The 17,601-nt window shown below is 68.0% G+C and carries 20 protein-coding genes; 9 read left to right on the top strand and 11 right to left on the bottom strand.

Annotated elements, in window-relative coordinates:
- Positions 1-2: 2 nt before the first annotated feature.
- Positions 3-1,493 (bottom strand): lipase family protein, encoded by a 1,491-nt coding sequence (locus NM1_RS20540; RefSeq protein WP_068022032.1) that lies wholly within the window; start codon positions 1,491-1,493, stop codon positions 3-5.
- A gap of 108 nt (positions 1,494-1,601) precedes the next feature.
- Between NM1_RS20540 and NM1_RS20535 the strand changes: the two genes are divergently transcribed.
- Together NM1_RS20535 and NM1_RS20530 are read left to right on the top strand one after the other, a co-directional pair.
- On the top strand, positions 1,602-2,357 hold the full coding sequence (locus tag NM1_RS20535; RefSeq protein WP_068022025.1) for an NAD(P)H-dependent oxidoreductase: 756 nt from the start codon (positions 1,602-1,604) through the stop codon (positions 2,355-2,357).
- Between the two features lie 121 nt (positions 2,358-2,478).
- Entirely contained in the window at positions 2,479-3,900 is a 1,422-nt protein-coding gene (locus NM1_RS20530; protein WP_068022023.1) for a metallophosphoesterase, read from the top strand.
- On the opposite strand, the gene NM1_RS20525 is transcribed toward NM1_RS20530, so the two are convergent.
- Both NM1_RS20525 and NM1_RS20520 read right to left on the bottom strand, forming a co-directional pair.
- Entirely contained in the window at positions 3,860-4,333 is a 474-nt protein-coding gene (locus tag NM1_RS20525; RefSeq protein ID WP_068022020.1) for a GtrA family protein, read from the bottom strand. The two genes, NM1_RS20530 and NM1_RS20525, sit on opposite strands and share 41 nt — an antisense overlap.
- A 93-nt stretch (positions 4,334-4,426) precedes the next feature.
- The gene (locus tag NM1_RS20520; RefSeq protein ID WP_068022166.1) at positions 4,427-5,098 is read right to left on the bottom strand and encodes an ArsR/SmtB family transcription factor; all 672 of its coding nucleotides are present in this window, start codon (positions 5,096-5,098) and stop codon (positions 4,427-4,429) included.
- A 180-nt stretch (positions 5,099-5,278) separates the two neighbouring features.
- Here NM1_RS20520 and NM1_RS20515 point away from each other — a divergent pair, with 180 nt between their 5' ends.
- Together NM1_RS20515 and NM1_RS20510 are read left to right on the top strand one after the other, a co-directional pair.
- Positions 5,279-6,646 carry an MBL fold metallo-hydrolase gene (locus NM1_RS20515; RefSeq protein ID WP_068022017.1) on the top strand — a complete coding sequence of 456 codons (1,368 nt, stop codon included), beginning with the start codon at positions 5,279-5,281 and terminating at the stop codon, positions 6,644-6,646.
- Positions 6,643-7,953, top strand: a complete 1,311-nt coding sequence (locus NM1_RS20510; RefSeq protein ID WP_246010728.1) for an MFS transporter — start codon at positions 6,643-6,645, stop codon at positions 7,951-7,953. Before NM1_RS20515 ends, NM1_RS20510 begins: the two co-directional genes overlap by 4 nt.
- Positions 7,954-8,126: 173 nt before the next feature.
- Here NM1_RS20510 and NM1_RS20505 read toward each other — a convergent pair whose 3' ends face one another.
- The 7 genes from NM1_RS20505 to NM1_RS20470 all read right to left on the bottom strand — a co-directional run bounded on the left by NM1_RS20505 (position 8,127) and on the right by NM1_RS20470 (position 14,625).
- On the bottom strand, positions 8,127-9,266 hold the full coding sequence (locus NM1_RS20505; RefSeq protein WP_068022015.1) for an RNA polymerase sigma factor: 1,140 nt from the start codon (positions 9,264-9,266) through the stop codon (positions 8,127-8,129).
- A 28-nt stretch (positions 9,267-9,294) separates the two neighbouring features.
- Positions 9,295-9,702, bottom strand: coding sequence for a YciI family protein (locus NM1_RS20500; protein ID WP_068022012.1), 408 nt, complete (start codon positions 9,700-9,702; stop codon positions 9,295-9,297).
- A gap of 57 nt (positions 9,703-9,759) precedes the next feature.
- The gene (locus NM1_RS20495) at positions 9,760-10,665 is read right to left on the bottom strand and encodes an NAD(P)-dependent oxidoreductase (protein WP_068022010.1); all 906 of its coding nucleotides are present in this window, start codon (positions 10,663-10,665) and stop codon (positions 9,760-9,762) included.
- A gap of 67 nt (positions 10,666-10,732) precedes the next feature.
- A complete protein-coding gene (locus NM1_RS42390) occupies positions 10,733-10,951 on the bottom strand; it encodes a hypothetical protein (RefSeq protein WP_147288813.1) in 219 nt (72 codons plus the stop codon).
- 411 nt (positions 10,952-11,362) lie between these two features.
- Positions 11,363-13,315 carry an HNH endonuclease signature motif containing protein gene (locus tag NM1_RS41335; protein ID WP_157123967.1) on the bottom strand — a complete coding sequence of 651 codons (1,953 nt, stop codon included), beginning with the start codon at positions 13,313-13,315 and terminating at the stop codon, positions 11,363-11,365.
- A gap of 177 nt (positions 13,316-13,492) precedes the next feature.
- Complete coding sequence (locus NM1_RS20475) at positions 13,493-13,699, bottom strand: DUF397 domain-containing protein (protein ID WP_068021998.1); 207 nt, start codon at positions 13,697-13,699, stop codon at positions 13,493-13,495.
- Complete coding sequence (locus NM1_RS20470; protein WP_169814297.1) at positions 13,696-14,625, bottom strand: helix-turn-helix domain-containing protein; 930 nt, start codon at positions 14,623-14,625, stop codon at positions 13,696-13,698. The genes NM1_RS20475 and NM1_RS20470 overlap by 4 nt, the downstream gene beginning before the upstream one ends.
- Before the next feature lie 119 nt (positions 14,626-14,744).
- Between NM1_RS20470 and NM1_RS42385 the strand changes: the two genes are divergently transcribed.
- Positions 14,745-15,002 (top strand): hypothetical protein, encoded by a 258-nt coding sequence (locus NM1_RS42385; protein WP_147288814.1) that lies wholly within the window; start codon positions 14,745-14,747, stop codon positions 15,000-15,002.
- Position 15,003: 1 nt separating this feature from the next.
- Positions 15,004-15,219, top strand: coding sequence for a hypothetical protein (locus tag NM1_RS20465; RefSeq protein ID WP_114699389.1), 216 nt, complete (start codon positions 15,004-15,006; stop codon positions 15,217-15,219).
- 97 nt (positions 15,220-15,316) lie between these two features.
- On the opposite strand, the gene NM1_RS20460 is transcribed toward NM1_RS20465, so the two are convergent.
- Complete coding sequence (locus NM1_RS20460) at positions 15,317-15,691, bottom strand: cupredoxin domain-containing protein (protein WP_068021990.1); 375 nt, start codon at positions 15,689-15,691, stop codon at positions 15,317-15,319.
- 156 nt (positions 15,692-15,847) lie between these two features.
- Between NM1_RS20460 and NM1_RS20455 the strand changes: the two genes are divergently transcribed.
- The 3 genes from NM1_RS20455 (at position 15,848) to NM1_RS44065 (ending at position 17,574) form a co-directional block, all read left to right on the top strand.
- On the top strand, positions 15,848-16,438 hold the full coding sequence (locus NM1_RS20455; RefSeq protein WP_068021988.1) for a hypothetical protein: 591 nt from the start codon (positions 15,848-15,850) through the stop codon (positions 16,436-16,438).
- 21 nt (positions 16,439-16,459) lie between these two features.
- The gene (gene efeU / locus NM1_RS20450; RefSeq protein ID WP_068021985.1) at positions 16,460-17,296 is read left to right on the top strand and encodes an iron uptake transporter permease EfeU; all 837 of its coding nucleotides are present in this window, start codon (positions 16,460-16,462) and stop codon (positions 17,294-17,296) included.
- A 146-nt stretch (positions 17,297-17,442) separates the two neighbouring features.
- Positions 17,443-17,574: a hypothetical protein gene (locus NM1_RS44065; protein ID WP_255286200.1), complete on the top strand. Its 132-nt coding sequence runs from the start codon at positions 17,443-17,445 to the stop codon at positions 17,572-17,574.
- Positions 17,575-17,601 lie beyond the last annotated feature (27 nt).

Here is a 17,601-nt window from a genome sequence, read left to right as displayed (position 1 = left end):
GGTCAGCACTCGTCGGGTGCCGGTATCCCCCGCAGCCGCTGATCCAGCCAATCGATCAGCAGCGGCCAGCCCGTGTCCCCGGCGAGGAAGTGCTCGCCGGGGACATTGCGGTAGATCCCCGCGACGCCCAGCGCGCACTGCTGCCGCATCAGCTGTTCGGCGCCCGCGGCCGGGATCCAGATATCGTGCACGCCGTTGTAGACCAGCAGGGGGACGGCGGATTTCAGGCCGGACATATCCGTCGCCCGGAAGACCTGCTCGGCCACCGGGCTGCGCAGCGGATCGGGCGTATTGGCCGCGATATCGATCGGCGCCAGCACCGCGCCCGGCAGCTCGATGAGGTTCATGCACGCGTTCTTCAGCGGCGAGGTCGTCACCTGCTGGGCGAGATTGTTCATGCGGGACAGGATTTCGGGGCGCTCGCGGGCGATGCCGAAGACGGCCGCCATGAACACGCCGGAGGCGAGATTGGCGTTCATGGACTGCGCCAGCATGCGGAAGTCGGCGGGCACGCCGCCCACGGCGGCACCGGTGATCGAATCCGCCAGATCCGGTGCGTAGGAGTCGATCAGCACCGCCGCGGCACGGGTGGCGATGGCGCCGCCGGAGTACCCGGCCATCACGTACGGACTGTCGCCGAGTTCCCCGGGGAGCAGCGTGCGCGTGGCACGCACCGAATCCAGCACGGCGTGACCGGCCACGTACGGTTCCGCGTAGGCCATATTCGGGCCCTCGTGGTCGGGGATCAGTACCGCGTAGCCGCGCAGCAGCGCCAACTGGGTCAGCGGCGGGAAGAAGTCGGCGGAGTTGGTCGTCTCCGAATAGCCGTGCGCCAGTGTGTAACTCGGGGTGCATCGACGCCCCAGGCCGTCGACGGCGAGATTGTTCACCAGGACGGGCCGGGCGCCCTGGCCGGTCCACGCGGTCGGAGGCAGGACCAGCGAGGCGGTGGCGAACGACGGCGCTCCGTGTGCGTCGGTGGTGCGGTACTTCAGTTGCAGTACCTGCCGGGGCGGCGCGGAGAGGGGCATCGTCAGCAGCGGCGCGGCCGCGGGCGTGACATCGCGGGTCTCGACGACCGCACCGGGCGCCAGGCTCTCCAGCGCCGTCGGCCACACGTCGAAGAGCGGATCGCCGACGTCGTCGGGCAGCACCGCCGCCCGCAGCGCCGCGGTCTCCGCGGGAATTCCCGTGAGAGTGGGACCAGCCGCCTCCGTCGGGGCGGCCGGGATCACCGGCCGCGGCACCACCGCATCGATCCACTGTTGCAGGCCGGGCAGATTCAGACCTGGCGCCACCGGACCGGGCGCGGCCGCATCCGACGGCGGCGGATCGGCGCGCGCGATCACCACCGGCCCCCCGGCGACAAGCACTACCGCAATGACGACACGCCACGCCCACATGGGCACACACCCCACGATCACCAGTACCGATCCGACCGTGGCGTCGTGCGCAACCAACCCCGAGACACCAACCGCGGCTTGAACTTCCATAGTGTAATGGCACAAAAGAGACAGCGTCTCATTGTTCGCCATCACTGGGAACAAACTTCGAACCTATACTTCGGAATACTTCGATATGACTCTCTGTTGGCATCGAATGTGAACATTCTGATCGTGTACGCGCACCCCAAACCGGACTCCCTCACCGGCGCCCTGAAGGACGTTGCCGTGCAACAGCTCCGGTCCGATGGACACGAGGTCGCCGTGAGCGACCTGTATGCGATGGGCTGGAAGGCGCACGCGGATCCGGACGACTTCGGCGAGGTCGACGAGACCAATTTCATGCTCGCCTCGGGCGAGGCCTTCGACAACGGCACGCTCACCGCCGACATCCGCGCCGAGCAGGAAAAACTGCTGTGGGCCGATACCGTGCTGCTGCATTTTCCGCTGTGGTGGTTCTCCATGCCCGCGATCATGAAGGGCTGGGTGGACCGCGTATTCACCTGTGGATTCGCCTACGGCGCGGGCGGAACTGCCATCCCCCGCTACGGCGCGGGCGTGCTCAGCGGCAAACGCGCCATGCTGGTCGTCTCGATCGGCGGCCGCGAACCCTCGTACTCCGATCGCGGCATCAACGGCCATATCGACGACCTGCTCTACCCCATCAATCACGGCATCCTCTACTACCCCGGCATGGACGTCCTCCCCGCGTTCCCCGTCTACGGCACGCTCCGCGTGAACGACGAGCGCTTCGAGGAGATCGCCCACGCCCTGCGGCAACGCCTGTCGGAAATCGACAAGATCGACCCGATCAACTACCGCCCCCAGGCGGGCGGCGACTACGACCGCACCCTGCGCCTGCACGAGGGCCTGGAACGCCCGGGCTCGAGGGGTTTCGACCTGCACGTCGCCTGAGCCGCGCTCCGGTCGCCGAGATGTCCGGCCCCGTCGGCTGATTCGTCATGCACCGGCACCGAGGTGTTCAACCTGCGTGTTTACCGTCGGGGACGAGGCTGGAACTCGGGCGGAGGTTGCCATGCTCGATGCGGGACTGCGGAGTCGGTGGCTGGTCAACGTCGCGGCCGGGGCGGTGGCGGTGGGCACGACGGCGCGGGCGCCGTCGGTGTTCGCCGTGCACCGTTCCGGCCGCGTTCGGACACTGCGGCATTCGATGGTGGCGTCCGAGCTCGAGGTGGTCACCGTCACCGATCGGTCGGTGGTGCTCACCTGGACGACCCGGGCCCGCGACCGCGCCGGGATACCGCGACCGGTCCCGGCCGACACCGAGGTCCGCATCGCGGCGGCCGACGGGCGCGCCACACCTCGGCAGCGCTACCTCGACACCCGGCGCACCGCCTTTCACCACGCGGAGATCGGCGGTCTGGAGCCCGGGCGCGCGTACCGGTTCGAGGCGTACTCCGACGGCCGTCGCGCCACGCCCGCCCGCACCCTCGTGACGCGCGGACGGGACGCACCGGAGTGCACCGGGATCTTCACGACGCTGACGCCGCCGCCGGGCCGGCTGCTGCGCACGGTCGCCCTCGCCAACGACGTGCATGTCGGTGAGCGAATCAGCGGCCTGCTGCTGCCGGGGCTGCCGACCGGTTTGCGGCACGACACCGACGATCACGCCACCGTCATGCTCGAGGCCCTGCTGGACGACCTGCGCCGCCCCGACCGGGCGGCCGATCATCTGGTACTGGCGGGCGACCTCACCGATTCCGGGACCCTCCCACAGTCGCGGGCGGTCCGGGCCCGCCTCGACGCGTGGGGCGAACTGGGCAGCGACTATTTCGCCTGCCGCGGCAACCACGACGCACCGCGCGAGCACGACGACTGGGGTTCGGTGTTCCACGCCCACCAGCGGTTGACCAGCCATACCGCCGCCGGACTGCGGTTCGTCGGGCTCGACACCACCCGGCCGCGCGGTTCCGGCGGCACCCTGGCGGCCGCGCAGCTGGCACGTCTGCGCGAGGAGTTGACCGCCGAACCGGACCGTCCCACACTGGTTTTCGGACATCATCCGGCGACTTCGTCGGCGGCGGTGAGCAATCCGTGCGGGCCCGGTTTCGTGCTCGATCGCGCGAGCGGGGCCGCGCTGCACGCGCTGTACCGTCGTGCGCCCGGCGTCTTCCTGCATCACAGCGGGCATACCCACCGAAACCGTCTCGGCCGCCCCGATTCCGGTATCGCCGTCGAATTTCTCGAGGTCGGCGCGATCAAGGAGTATCCGGGCGGCTACATGATGCTGCGCATTCACGAGGGCGGCTACATGGCCAACTTCTACAAGACCCGATCCGACGCCGCGCTGCGCTGGAGCACCCGGACCCGCCGCCAGTTCTTCGGCCTGCACCCCGACCACGCGCTGGGCGGCCTGACCGACCGCAATCACGTTGTCCTGCGCGACTTCTCCGGAATCAGCGGCGGAACACGACCCAGCGCATCGCGCTGTACATGAAGATCGCCTCGCAGGCGCCCGCGAGCAGGCGCGCGAGGTGATATTCGACCCCGAGGGCGGACAGACCGCTGGACACTCCGAGAATGAACGCCAGGTAGTTCACCACGACCACCACCACGTACACCGCGACCTGCGGCCCCACCGCGGCGTGCGACCGGAAGTTCAAGGTCCGGTTGAGCAGATAGCTCAGCCCGAACGCCGCCGCGTAGGCCAGCGTCACCGAGACCGGCAGCGCGATCCCCAGCCCGCCGTGCAGCGCGGTGAGCAGCAGCAGATCGACGCCGAAGGTGAACCCGTTGATCACCGCGAAACCCAGAAACGTCGGCGCCACAACGGCGTTCAGCCCGAACGGCAGCCGCGCGGTGACCACCTCACACAGCTGATGAAACCGGTCGACCAGCCGCACCCCGTTCGACTCCGCCTCGACCCGCACACGCCCACCGTGCCACCGGCGGGTAGCGCCCCGGTGATCACCGGGCAAATTCTGCGGAAGGCGTTGCCGGTCGGCAGTGCGGGCGGCCCCCGGTCAGGCCGGGGCGGTGTCGACGGGCAGTTCGGCCAGGCGCCATTCGAGCATGCCGTCGTGCAGCCGGACCGCTCGCCGTCCGCGATCGGCCAGTAGGCGCACCGCGTCGTAGGCCAGCACGCAGTACTCGCCTCGGCAGTAGACGACGACCTCGGCATCGGCGGGCAATTCGCCGATCCGATCGGCCAACTGGTCCACCGGGATGTTGATCGCGCCGGGTATGTGCCCGGCCCGATACTCCTCGGGCGGGCGGACATCCAGCACCGTCACCTCGCCGTCGGCGGCGCGGCGGATCAGTTCCTCGCGCGTCATCTCGTCTCCCGCATCGGATCCGAGGTAGGCATCCCGCGCCGGTGCCACGGTGGCCTGGTGCGCGGCGGCGACGGTCCGCAGCAGCGCGAGCAGCTGCGCGACGTCGGCACCGGCGAGCCGGTAGTGGATGCGGACGCCGTCCCGGCGGGTGGCCACCAGCCCGGCCTGCTTGAGGGTCTGCAGGTGCGACGACGCCGTCGTCAGATTCAGCCCGGCCGCGGCGGCGAGCGCTTCGACCGTCCGCTCGCCCTGCGCCAGCAGATCGAGCAGTTCGAGGCGTTTGCCGCTCGCCAGCGCCTTACCGCTGGCCGCGAAGGCGTCGTAGAGCGCCGACTTGTTCGCCGTCCCGCACGAATCCACCCGATCCTCCAATCCTCTGTGGAATAGCGTATCCAGGCCCTCCACGGCCCGCTACCTACCGCCGCGATGGCCGCAGACTCCGACCCTTGTTTCTCCATGGATCTATGGAATACTCATTTTACGTTATTCCATGGTTTATCGGAATAGCAGCGCTACCAGGACAGGAAGTAGGAGCTTCACATGTCGACTCTCACCCTTGTGCCCGTCATCGACGAAGGGCTGGGCAACTCCACCTATCTGCTGGACCTCGGCGACGGGCGCGCGATGGTCCTCGACCCCGAGCGCGACCTGCGCACGGTGCGGGCCGAAGCCGCCCGCCGCGGCTTGGCCATCGCGTTCGCCGTGGAGACCCACATGCATGCCGATTTCATCTCCGGAGTCCGGGAACTCGCCGAGACCGAGGGCGCCACCGTCCTGGCACCCGAGGTCGGCTCGCGCGGGTTCGCGGTGACGGGCATGACCGACGGCGACGTCGCCGAGCTGGGGCCCTTCGCACTGCGAGCGCTGGCCACGCCCGGCCATTCGCCCGAACACCTCTCCTACCTCCTGCACGAGGGCGACCGGCTGCTGGGCGTGTTCACCGGCGGCTCGCTGATGGTCGGCACCGCCGGTCGCACCGATCTGGTCGGCCCCGACCGGACCGTGCCGCTCGCGCGCGCCCAGTACCACTCGCTGCAGCGACTCATGGAACTTCCCGACGAGACCCCCGTGTGGCCCACCCACGGAGCCGGGTCGTTCTGCTCGGCCGCGGCCGGTGGGGAGCGGACCAGCACCATCGGCAAGGAACGGGCGACCAATCCCCTGCTGCAGGTCGACGGCGAGGATGCGTTCGTCGATGCGCTGCTCGGGTCGCTGGGCACCTTCCCCGACTATTTCCTGCGCTTGGCCGAGGTGAACCACAAGGGTCCCGCCGTGCTCGGTGCCACCCTCGACCTCGCCGCGCTGACCACATCCGAGGTGCAGGACCTGGTCGCCGAGGGTGCGCAGGTGATCGATGCGCGCCCGGCCGCCGATTTCGCCGCCGGGCACATTCCGGGTGCGCTGTCCGTCACCCTGCGTCCGGTCTTCGCCACGTGGCTGGGCTGGCTGGCCGACACGAATCGGCCGCTGATCATCGTCCGTGGCCGCGACCAGAGTCTCGACGACATCGCCTGGGAGGCGGCCAAGGTCGGATTCGATTCCCTCGCAGGAGAATTGGCGGGCGGCATGGCGGCATGGACCGGGCCGGTGGCCTCGGCCGCGGTGGACCTGGTCGAGGCCGATCAGGCCGCCGCCGCATCCACCGACCTGGTGCTCGACATCCGTCAGCACGGCGAGTTCACCGCCGGTCACGTCGCCGGTGCACGCAATATCGAACTGGGAGCATTGGCGGAGAACATGATTCGGCTGCCGGAGGGCCCGGTGGTGGTCATGTGCGGACACGGCGAACGCGCGATGAGTGCCGCCAGCATCCTCGAACGGGCCGGGCGCACCGACGTCCGGGTGCTGGCCGGACATCCCGCCGACTACGCCCGCGCGCGCGGACAGCGACTGCGGGTTCAGCCGTGAGCCTGGCCCGCACCGGCCACCCGCCGCCGGTACTGGGGTTGCGGCACAACGCTGCCCAGTTCACCTTGCTCGTGGCCGTCAACGCTCTGGTCGGCGGGATGGTCGGCCAGCAGCAGACGGTGCTGCCGCTGCTGGCCGACTCCGTATTCGGCCTCACCGGTTACACATTCATCTTCACCTACGTCGCGGCGTTCGGAATCACCAAGGCCGCCGCCAACTACTTCGCGGGCACCTGGTCCGACCGCTACGGCCGCAAACCGGTCCTGCTGGTCGGCTGGCTGTTCGCGCTCCCGGTGCCGCTGTTGCTGATCGCCGCCCCGAACTGGTGGTGGGTGGTGGCGGCCAACGTGCTGCTCGGCATCAACCAGGGCCTGACCTGGTCTACCACGGTGGTGATGAAGATCGATCTGGTCGGCCCCGCGCGCCGCGGCCTGGCCATGGGCTTCAACGAGGCCGCGGGCTACGGGGCCGTCGCGATAAGCTCCCTCCTCGCGGGCTGGCTGGCCGAACAGTACGGCCTGCGCCCGGCGCCGTTCCTGCTCGGAATCGCCTACGCGGCATTGGCTTTGCTGCTGTCGGGAGCCTTCGTGCGCGAGACGCGCGACCACGCGCGCCTGGAGGCGGCGAGGCATACGCCCCGCACCGAGGGCCTGCGCGCCGAGCTGACCGATCGGGAAATCGCTGCCCAAACCACGTGGAAAGAACCAGCTTTGGCCTCGGCCAGCCTCGCGGGGCTGGTGAACAACCTCAACTTCGGGTTGTCGTGGGGACTGTTCCCGCTGCTGTTCGCCACCGCCGACCTCTCCGTCGGGCAGATCGGCCTGCTGTTCGCGTTGTATCCCGGAGTGTGGGGCGCGGGCCAGCTCGTCACCGGCGGCCTGTCCGACCGCATCGGCCGCAAGTGGCTCATCGTCATCGGCATGGCCGTCCAGGGCGCCGCGCTCACGATTATCGCTCTCTCCCAAGGCTTTCCGGGTTGGGCGGCCGGGACTGTACTGCTGGGAGCAGGAACCGCCATGGTCTACCCGACACTATTGGCCGTGATCGGCGACGTCGCCCATCCCACCTGGCGGGGCCGCGCGGTCGGCGTCTACCGCGTCTGGCGCGACCTCGGCTACGCCGCCGGCGCGATCCTGGGCGGCATCGTCGCCGACCTGATGGGCCTGCACGCCGCGGTATGGGCCGCCGCGGCCGTCAGCGCCGCCGCGGCATTGATTGTCGGCCTCCGCATGTACGAAACCCACCCGCCGCAGGCCACTCGGCGCACAACCGCCACGACAGTCGGGCACGAGCCGCGTCAGGCCTGATTGCGAACGTGCCAGCACCACAACGGTTTTCGGAGAACCGATCAGCAGCGACGGCAGCCCCGTCGCCCGAGCGGGGTTCGGATTCGGCTGTGGCCCCGACCGCGAAACGGGCGCGCCCTCACCAGGTTCCGCCGCCTGCGCCGTCGTTGACGGTCGGAGAGACGCGCGGCCGATCAGCGACGGGTGTTGATGCGGGCGGCCTGGCGGGTCAGGTAGTCGCGCTCGGCCAGGTTGGATGCCTTCCGGGCGGCCTCGGCGTACATCCGTGCGGCCGTCGCCAGGTCGCCGTCGCGCTCGTGCAGGTACGCCGATGCGGCGGTGTGGCGCGGCAGCGAATCGTCCAGTGCCGCAAGGGCCGCCAGCCCGGCGCGCGGCCCGTCGGCCTCCCCCACGGCCACCGCGCGGTTGAGCCGGACGATCGGGCTGTCGGTCAGGGCCGCGAGTTCGTCGTACCACTCGACGATCTGCGCCCAGTCGGTCTCCGCGGCGGTGGGCGCGTCGGCGTGCAGCGCCGCGATCGCGGCCTGGGCCTGGAATTCGCCCAGCCGGTCCCGGGCGAGGGCGGCCTGCAGGATCTCGACGCCCTCGGCGATCGCCCCGGTATCCCATCGGCCGCGGTCCTGTTCGGCGAGCGGCACCAGGCTGCCGTCGGGCGCGGTCCGCGAGGAGCGCCGGGCGTGGTGCAGCAGCATGAGCGCGAGCAGCCCCGCCACCTCGGGATGGTCGATCGCGGACGCGAGTTGCCGGGTGAGCCGGATGGCCTCGGCGGCGAGATCGACGTCGCCCGAGTAACCCTCGTTGAAGACCAGGTAGAGAACGCGCAGCACGGTGGCGACATCGCCGGGCTGATCGAACCGCACGCCCGAGACCGTGCGTTTTGCGCGGCTGATCCGCTGCGCCATGGTCGCCTCGGGCACCAGGTAGGCCTCGGCGATCTGGCGGGTGGTCAGCCCACCCACGGCGCGCAGCGTCAGCGCGACCGCCGACGACGGCGTCAACGACGGGTGCGCGCAGAGGAAGTAGAGCTGCAGCGTGTCGTCCACCGCGGGCACGGATTCGGGGACCGGCTCGTCGTCGACGCGGTCCTCACGCCTGCGGCGGGCGGCGTCGGCCCGGGTCGCGTCGAGGAATTTGCGCCAGGCGACGGTGACCAGCCACCCCTTCGGATCCTGCGGCGGGTCGGCGGGCCAGGCTCGGACCGCCTCGACCAGCGCGTCCTGCACGGCGTCCTCGGCCGTCGCGAAATCCGCTCCGCGGCGGACGAGAACCGCGAGCACGCTCGGCGTGAGGCTCCGGATCAGCGTCTCGTTCATCCGGTCGTCACTCCGTTCCCCGGCGAGGTCACTCCGTGATCGTCGGCGGCGCGGTCAGGAAGGGCCGCAACTCGAGCCACTCGTAGATGGGCTTCCCGCCCGCCCCGGGGGCCGCGGACAGTTCTCCGGCCAGTTCGACGGCGCGCTCGTAGGTGTCGACGTCGATCACCATCCAGCCCGCGATGAGGTCCTTGGTCTCGACGAACGGTCCGTCGGTGACCGGCGGGCGGCCCGCACCGTCGGAACGGACGAACGTCCCCTCGGTTGCGAGCGCCGCGTGGGTGACGAACTCGCCGGTCCGCTCCAGCCGGGCCGCGAAGTCGTCCATGTACCGCATATGCGCCGAGATCTCCTCCGGCGTCCACTGATCCATCGGCACGTCGTTGACCGCCGCCGGAGCGCCGCGGTAGTGCTTGAGCAGCAGGTACTTGGCCATCGCCTTCTCCTCCGATGTGATGCGCCCGCCCAGATTAGAGGACCGCGGCGACGGCGGTCACCGCGAAACCCCGTCCGGCCGAACCGCCGCATTGCCGAGGACCGGCCGGACGATCGAGGCGATCCCTTCGCTGCCCAGTCCGGCGCGGCGACCACGCTGGATCAGCGCGGCGAAGAGCTCCGGCACCGCGGTCTCGACGCCGAATTGCCTGCTGGTGTCGATCAGGTGGTCCATGGCCGCGGCGTGTACGTCGAGGGAGCCGTCCTCGGCGGGATAGACGCCGTCGTCGATCTGACCGGCGTGCTCGCGCAGCAGGTAGGCGAGGAAGGACAGGTGTTCGGCCGCCACCTCGGCGAAGGATCGAGCGTCGACGCCGTCCGCGCGGGCCAGCGCCGTGCCGTGGTAGAAGCCGCTCAGGGTGCCCCAGATCAGGCCGAACAGCGCGGTGTCGTAGAGCCCGGCCAGTCCGGGGTCGTCACCGAGGTGCACCGGATTTCCCAAGGCCCGCAAGACATTCCGATGTGCCGCGAAGGTCGCGGTGGCGCCGCCGAAGACGAACAGCGCCTCGGGCCGCCCGACCAGCGTGGTCCCGCTCATGGCCGCACCGTCCAGATAGGCGATTCCATGCCCGTGCGCCCAGTTCCCGGCCGTACGGGCCTGCTCCGGCGTCCCGGATGTCAACTGCACCACCGTCTTTCCGGCGAGGTCGGCGGCCACCGGATCGAGAACCCGCTGCGCCACCTCGTAATCCGGCAGTACCACCACCACGACATCGCCCGCGCGAACGGCTTCCGGCACCGATTCCGCCGCCTGAGCGCCGCGATCGACGAACGGTTTCACCTTGTCCGCGCTGCGATTCCACACCGTAACCCGGTGGCCCGCCGCCAGAAAGGCATCGGCGAGGGTGCCACCCATCTGCCCGAGGCCGATCACCGTGACTCGCGCCTGCTCGTTTGCTCCCATTGTCCACTCCTGTCCGCATCGGCCGGGGGTAGTAACCGGGCGTTCGTGCGGAACATTCCGGACAGTCTCACATGAGCAGGTAAAGCGTCAGCACGACGACGATGCTGCCGAGCAGCCCACTGGTGATCTCCACCGCCAGATAGCCGCGGGAGTACGTCCCCTGTTCCCACAGGGCCCAGACCGGGGCGACGACCCGCAGTGCGCCGAAGAGGATCGCCAGCAGCATCGCGCCCTCAAGTCCCGTCACCCCCGGCGTCGGAAACAACCAGGCGAATCCGATTGTCATGATGTAGACCTCGACCTGGGTACCGAGGAATTGCCGTGCGAGGCTGTGCGGTCTTTCCGGCGCTTCCCGCACCGCACCACCGACGGCGCTGTGCGTAGCGACCGCAGCGTGGGCGGCGTGTATTCGCTTCACCCACGGACTGAGGTACAACAGCACCATCGCGGCCGAATTGACAAGCCCCGCAACAAACCCCCACCCCAGAACCGCTACGACAACCATCTTCCTCGTTCCGGCAGACCGGCCGCACCCGGCCTCCAACAGGGCGGCCAGTATGGCAACCGACGCGCGTGGGGCGCCGCGCGAGCATTCCCACGGCTGGGTTTGCGGACAACTATTCGACGCGGCCCGCTTCCAGCCGCATCGTCCGCCACACCGGCCACTCGTCGGGGCCACGCACCATCACCGATGGCTTCAGAACGGCGGACATTCTGAATTGCCTTGGCGGGTCACAGAATTCGACAATACTGCGGTCGCACCGCCGACCCGTTCCTCCGCGGATACACGCGGGCGCCGCCTGGCGGGCGGGACATAGACGTGCACCAATTCTGTGAGCTCCGCCTCGACGGCGCCCGGGTCGATCGGTGATCGAGCGTACCGATCGCGAGCGGGTACATCGATTGTCGCGGCAGGCGGAACGGGCGTAGCCGGAAACAGATATGGCGCACCCTCGGGCTCCGTGATCGCGATTTCCCCTGTGGGCGTGCGCCACTCGTGGCGACGGCCTGGGTGCTGACGGATGCGCCAGCCATTGGCGCCGTTGTCGGCGAGGGTCTTCAGGCGGTGGTGGCGTCGGCAACGGCAGCTGAGGTTTTCTTCGGTCGTGTGTCCGCCACCCGCCGGATCGGAGTGGTCGAACGGAACGTGGTGGTCCAGATCAGCCGCGGCGGCAGGCGTTCGACAGCCAGGAGCGCGGCACACACCGTCGAGCGCACGAACCCGAGCCGCCAAACGCGCACCGGGCCGGTACCGGAGGTTGCCAGAGCCGGATGCGGTGGGTGATCGCTCATCTCGCCCGCCGACACAATGAGTGCCCGATTCGGATTCGGCACCCTCCCGACCCGGCTCCGCACTGCACCAGGCAGGTGCCGCAGCACCCACCGCCGTCACCGTCCGATCAGCGTCGTCGTCAGGTTGTGCAGCCAGGTCAGCATCTCCACCACGCTGCCCAGCCCGACCAGCATCACCGCCAAGCCGCCGAGCCCGGCCAGCATCGCCGACGGATTGCTCCGGCGCGCCGATGTCATCGTCGAGTTGCGAGGTATCGGGCGGGAACCGCATCCCACCGGCGTGACCGCCGGACTGTGGCGTCGCTGCGGTATCGCCGCGGTTCCGTTGTGCTGCCTCGACACCGTTCCCGTCCCGCTGAGCTGTGTCGATACCGCCCTCGCCGTGCTGCGCTACTGCAATATCGATACCGCTCTCGTCCCGCTCTCCGGTGTCGATACCGCCCTCGTTCCGCTGCGCTACTTCAATACCGCTCTCGCCTCGCTCCGCTTCAATAACGCTCTCGCCTCGCTCCGCGCTGGTTGCCTCGTATTCCGGGAACACTTGGAAGCGGGCGTGACTCGCAATCTGGCGAGCCAATTCGGCATCGATGGCGCCGAATCCGGCGAGCAGGGCGGGGTTGTCCTGCAGTCCGGCCAGGGTCTCCGCCGATACGCCCACCTGCACCAGTGGTTTACGGGGTTCGTCTGCCACCATGTCTGCATGCGGGCAGTCACGCCGCCCGCATTGGCATGTCAGCCGCCCACTGCCGTCGGCGAGCGCGACCAGGGCGTCGGCGCGACGCTGGCCGGTGGTGCGCGGATCTCGGGCGCAGCATTGTGAATTCGCCATCTCCCGCAGTCGTGCGTACAAGGTCTGCCCACCCGCCGCGGGGAGCACGGCATCGACCTGGGCGGTACCGTTGTCCTGCGCGGCCACGTTCACGTACCGGTCCTGCTCGGCCTGCTTGCGCCGCTCGGCCTGCCCGGCCGGGTCGGCCTCGAGAACCCAGCGACGGATCGCACGCTTCAACCGGGCAGGGTCCACGGTCTCGGCGTAGGCGACGATGCGGGGCTCCAGCTCGGCCACCAGCTCCTCATCCACATTCTGCAACTCCGTGCAGATCACCTGGACCTTCGTCAGATCAATGCGGCCACAGCCGAACGCGCGGCGCGAGTGGGGCAGCCGATGTTCGAGAGCCAACCCCAGATCGATCTCCCGATCCGCTTGCCGCTGTGAGGATCTCAGCACCACCCCGATCTCGGTAGCCGCCGACTGTCCGGCAAATGCGGGATTGACCCGCAACTCCAGTTCCTGACAGCGCCGCCACCGATACAGCATGGTCTCCAGCCGAATCTTCTCCGCCTGTTCGACCGCCACCCGCCGGTGCGCAGCCCGCAACTGCTCCACCAGCTCGGCGGAGGAATCAGCGCAGACGGAAAATTCGTTCACATGTTCGATTATATTCGGCCACAACGCATTTCGTCACGCAAAGATCGATTCCCGCACCCCTTACATGTTCCCGCACCCCTTGTCGGCGTGGCAATCGAACCACGCTTACGCCCGGTCGAATTCACCCTCCCGCACACCGACGGTGAACGCATCCCACTCGCCCGGGCAGAACACCAGCGCCGGGCCTTCGGGGTTCTTCGAGTCCCGCACACCGACATGCCCGGCATCGAGCCACGCGACCTCGACGCACTCCCGGCCTTGTGCGCTCCGCGACGACTTGAACCATTCCGCCCCCGACAGCTGGATCGTCACTGTTCGTACCTCCTTGCTAGCCTTCTGAGCAGATCGCGAGTCGCACGCTCGTCCAACGCCGCCGTCCGCAGTCTTTCATGTATCTGCCGAAATCGTTCTACATCGTCGACTTCTTCGAAAACCATTGTACCGATGGTGTTTTCGGTATAAACGACTGGCGGCTCCGTAATTCCCCGCAGGTCAGGCGCGAAGTCGAGGATGATGTAGGGAGAAACCGGAGCCCCGGTCGGGAAGCCCGCCGCGAACGGAACGATCCGAACCGTCACATTCTCCCGGGTGCCCATGTCGGCAACATGACGGAGTTGCGCCGCCATCATACGATCGGGTACAGCCGATGTGAGCGGAACAGCTTCGTGCAGAAGAAATTCCACCCGCACAGGCCTGTGACGCCGAGTAAGGATCGCAGATCGCTGTATTCGAAGCGCCGCTCGCTGGTCCATCAGGGCCGGATCATCGGTCGGGAGAAAGGGACGTTCCATCGCCTTCGAATAGTCCAGTGTTTGCAATAGCCCCGGGATGACCATGGGCTGATAGAACGACAGCTCGCACGCTCCAGACTCCATCTCGAGGTATGCGTTGAACTCAGGCAGGACCAGCTGTCGGTGCGCTTGCCACCATGACTTCGTGTGTGCTTGCGCCACCAGAGATTTCAAGTACTCGGTCCGCTCATCGGACAACCCGTAGAACCGACACAGACCCTCGATTTCCCGCCCCCTGATCTTCTCGTTCTGCCCGAGTTCGAGCCGACCGAGCGTCGATCGACTCGTTTCCATCGCCTCGGCAACCTGTTCCAGGGTGTATCCCAGCGCCTGCCTCGCGTCCCGCAGTGCTCGGCCCAGCTGGCGTCGCACGAGCGTCGACATGCCGTGCTCCGGCTTGCCTCCCATCACCTGTCCCCTTTCGTTTCTCAAGACCTGACCTGCCATTTCCCACCGCGGGAATCGCGCTGTGCCCGGATCAGGAAGCATGCAGGGCACATGCGCAGATCGCTTGGCACAGCCCGTTTCGCACCTCCCGCCATGACCACGCGGCGCACCATAACGGCATGAACCAGCAACACGGAAAACTCACCATCGCCCAGGCCCGGGTCCTTCGGGCCCTGAGCTGCGGAGGAATGCTCACGGAACATCAGATAAAAATTTCGGCGAGCCTCACCGAATGGACCGCCCGCCAGGCTGTAGCGAATCTCGCCAGCCGCAACCTCATTATGACCGGGCCACGCAGGGGCCGCTACGAAATTACTCAACTGGGCCGGAACACATTGGCCGCGAAGGCAACCGACTTCGGCAGGGTGGATGCCTGACATGGATATCGAGCCGGACAGCGCCGCGACCGCCGACGCGCAAGCCGCCGAGTTGCGGGCCGCTCCAGACCTCGCGGCCCGTGCGGAACGGGCGGGCTACCGCCTGGTGCACGGTCCTTACACACCGTCCGTGTGGCGACTATTGGACGCAGTCGATGGCGCGGACCTCTTCGCGGCAGAGCATCTCGACGAGATCGCACACTGGTTGGACACGTGACGTCGGCGTCGATAACCTCTGCACGGGAGCTGCCCGCGAACTCACGATCCGATACACGTTCTACTACAAGATATTTCGCGGAACGGGCGAGGAAGCGCTACTTCGTGACGGTGAACTGTCCCCGGATTCCCGCGCCCACCATCCCCGGTTTACAAGCGGTGGAATATGTCCCGGGCTCGGTGACCTGAACGGTCATGCTGCGCGACAGGCCCGGGCCGATGCCCTCCACCTCGCTCACCACCTTCCCGTCGGGTGTGTAGAGATAGAACTCGGTAATCCTGGTCCCCTTGTTTCGCACCTCGAAGGTGATCGCCCCCACCGGCGCCGAGGTTCTGGACAGCTCGCAGCTGTCATCGGTGTTGGTCACGGCGATGGCGCCGGAGCCGTCGTCGCCGCCCTTCTCGGTACAGGCGACCGCGAGTCCCGCGGCGGCGAGGGCGATTACGGCGTGGCGAAGGAGTCGAGTTCTCACGACAGCTCCCGGGGGCGAGCGGTACGGACGACGATGGCAGCACCGTAGCACCGTTCTCGACCGGTGAGCGGGTGCCGATTGCCGAACCTCTTGACGTGACGCACATTACACTTTAGGTTTGGCTCACCTTATGGACGATTGAAGCGGCTAGATCAAATGACCAGTTCAAAGGCGTTACTCCGCACCCTCGCGGTATTCGTTCCTCTCGCACTGCTGTCGGCGTCCTGTGGCGACGACGAGTCCGACGGTGACAAGCCCCCCGCGCAACAGTCGATCCCGGCCGGTGTCGCCGAGCAGTACACGGTCCTCGAGGCCGAGATAGCCGCCAACGGAGGCAGCGCCACCGCGGGCGACTATCGCGTCGGCTATATCGTCGAGGCGGCCGAACCCTGGTTCCAGGTCGTCGACGGCAAACAGGTCAACCGCCCGCCCGCACCCGGCGAAACGCACCACATCGAGATCATCCCGATGGAGGCGTCCACGGGCCGGATCGTGCCCGACGTCCCGATCCGCCTCGAGGTGATCGGCCCCGACGGTGCCGTGGTGCAGGGGCAGAACCTGAACTTCTACTACGCGCCGTTCTTCCACTACGCCAACAACTTCTCCGTCCCCGACGGCACCTACACGCTGCGCGCCACGCTGCAGCCGCCGACATTCCTGCGGCACGGCGGCAGCGGGGAGAAACCGGCGCTGAGCGAGGGCGCCACCGTCACCTTCGAGAACGTCCAGCTGAAGCCGGAAGGCTGACCGGGCACCCGGACGATCGCCGTGTTCGCCAACTATCTGATCGGCCTGCGCGAAGGCCTCGAGGCCTGCCTCGTGGTCAGCATTCTCGTCGCCTACCTGGTAAAGACCGGTAACACCGATAAGCTCCCCCCGATCTGGTTCGGCGTCGGCGCGGCGATATGCATCAGTCTCGGGGCGGGGGCGGCGCTGCAATTCGGTTCGCGCCAGCTGACTTTCGAGGCGCAGGAAGCGCTGGGCGGAATCCTGTCGATCCTGGCCGTATCCCTGGTGACCTGGATGATCTTCTGGATGCGCCGGACCGCCCGATATCTGAAGGCCGAACTGCACGGCAAGCTGGATCAGGCACTGACCATCGGCACCGGCGCGCTCGTGCTGCTCGCATTCCTCGCGGTCGGCCGAGAGGGCCTGGAGACGGCGCTGTTCCTCTGGGCGTCGGTGCAGGCCGCCGACGACGGCGTCCGGCCCGTCGTGGGGGCCGCACTGGGGCTGATCACGGCCGTGGTGATCGGCTGGCTGTTCTATCGCGGTGCGCTGCGGATCAATCTGGCGAAATTCTTCACCTGGACCGGCGCCATGCTGATCGTCATCGCGGCCGGCGTCATCGCCTACGGGGTGCACGACCTGCAGGAGGCGAACATCCTGCCCGGCCTGAACAACCGCCTCTTCGACATCAGTGACACGATTCCCCCGGACAGCTGGTACGGCACCCTGCTGAAGGGAATCTTCAACTTCCAGCCGAAACCGAGTGTGCTGCAGGCGATCGTGTGGACGGCGTACCTGGTTCCGGTGCTGTTCCTGTTCGTGCGCCCGGCGCGGACGAGCAGGTCCGGAACAAAATCGCGCGCCTCCTCGTTGTAGATCGCGACGAGGGGGGTCACACCACCTCGCACGGCCGAAAATGACCCGACAACGGCCGTAACGCTGTGTCACCATGAAGACGATGATCAATCGGTCCCGTTCGGGGCCGAGGCTTTCGACGAACACCAGGAAGGAGGAGGTGGCTGATGCATCCGGACAATAACCGCCCGGCAATGAACAACTATGCCCCGCAGCGGCTTTCGAGCACCGATCGACTCGACCCGAACGCCCTGCTCGACGGCAGCGAACTCGGCCGCCGCCTCCCGGGCCAGGCCTGACCCCCGCCCGCACTCCCCCTGTTCGTT

It is taken from the genome of Nocardia mexicana NBRC 108244, from assembly GCF_001613165.1.
In the GTDB taxonomy this organism is placed as follows: Bacteria; Actinomycetota; Actinomycetes; order Mycobacteriales; family Mycobacteriaceae; genus Nocardia; species Nocardia mexicana.
The sequence above is the reverse complement of the archived record's forward strand: the minus strand, read 5'-3'. Positions and strand labels throughout refer to the sequence as shown.

Bases quoted from the DNA above. Each gene is read 5' to 3' on its own strand.
- NM1_RS20540 (WP_068022032.1), bottom strand. From the start codon at position 1,493: ATGGAAGTTCAAGCCGCGGTTGGTGTCTCGGGGTTGGTTGCGCACGAC.
- NM1_RS20530 (WP_068022023.1), top strand. From the start codon at position 2,479: ATGCTCGATGCGGGACTGCGGAGTCGGTGGCTGGTCAACGTCGCGGCC.
- NM1_RS20515 (WP_068022017.1), top strand. From the start codon at position 5,279: ATGTCGACTCTCACCCTTGTGCCCGTCATCGACGAAGGGCTGGGCAAC.
- NM1_RS20505 (WP_068022015.1), bottom strand. From the start codon at position 9,266: ATGAACGAGACGCTGATCCGGAGCCTCACGCCGAGCGTGCTCGCGGTT.
- NM1_RS20500 (WP_068022012.1), bottom strand. From the start codon at position 9,702: ATGGCCAAGTACCTGCTGCTCAAGCACTACCGCGGCGCTCCGGCGGCG.
- NM1_RS20495 (WP_068022010.1), bottom strand. From the start codon at position 10,665: ATGGGAGCAAACGAGCAGGCGCGAGTCACGGTGATCGGCCTCGGGCAG.
- NM1_RS42390 (WP_147288813.1), bottom strand. From the start codon at position 10,951: ATGACAATCGGATTCGCCTGGTTGTTTCCGACGCCGGGGGTGACGGGA.
- NM1_RS20470 (WP_169814297.1), bottom strand. From the start codon at position 14,625: ATGGCAGGTCAGGTCTTGAGAAACGAAAGGGGACAGGTGATGGGAGGC.
- NM1_RS42385 (WP_147288814.1), top strand. From the start codon at position 14,745: ATGAACCAGCAACACGGAAAACTCACCATCGCCCAGGCCCGGGTCCTT.
- NM1_RS20465 (WP_114699389.1), top strand. From the start codon at position 15,004: ATGGATATCGAGCCGGACAGCGCCGCGACCGCCGACGCGCAAGCCGCC.
- NM1_RS20455 (WP_068021988.1), top strand. From the start codon at position 15,848: ATGACCAGTTCAAAGGCGTTACTCCGCACCCTCGCGGTATTCGTTCCT.
- NM1_RS44065 (WP_255286200.1), top strand. From the start codon at position 17,443: ATGCATCCGGACAATAACCGCCCGGCAATGAACAACTATGCCCCGCAG.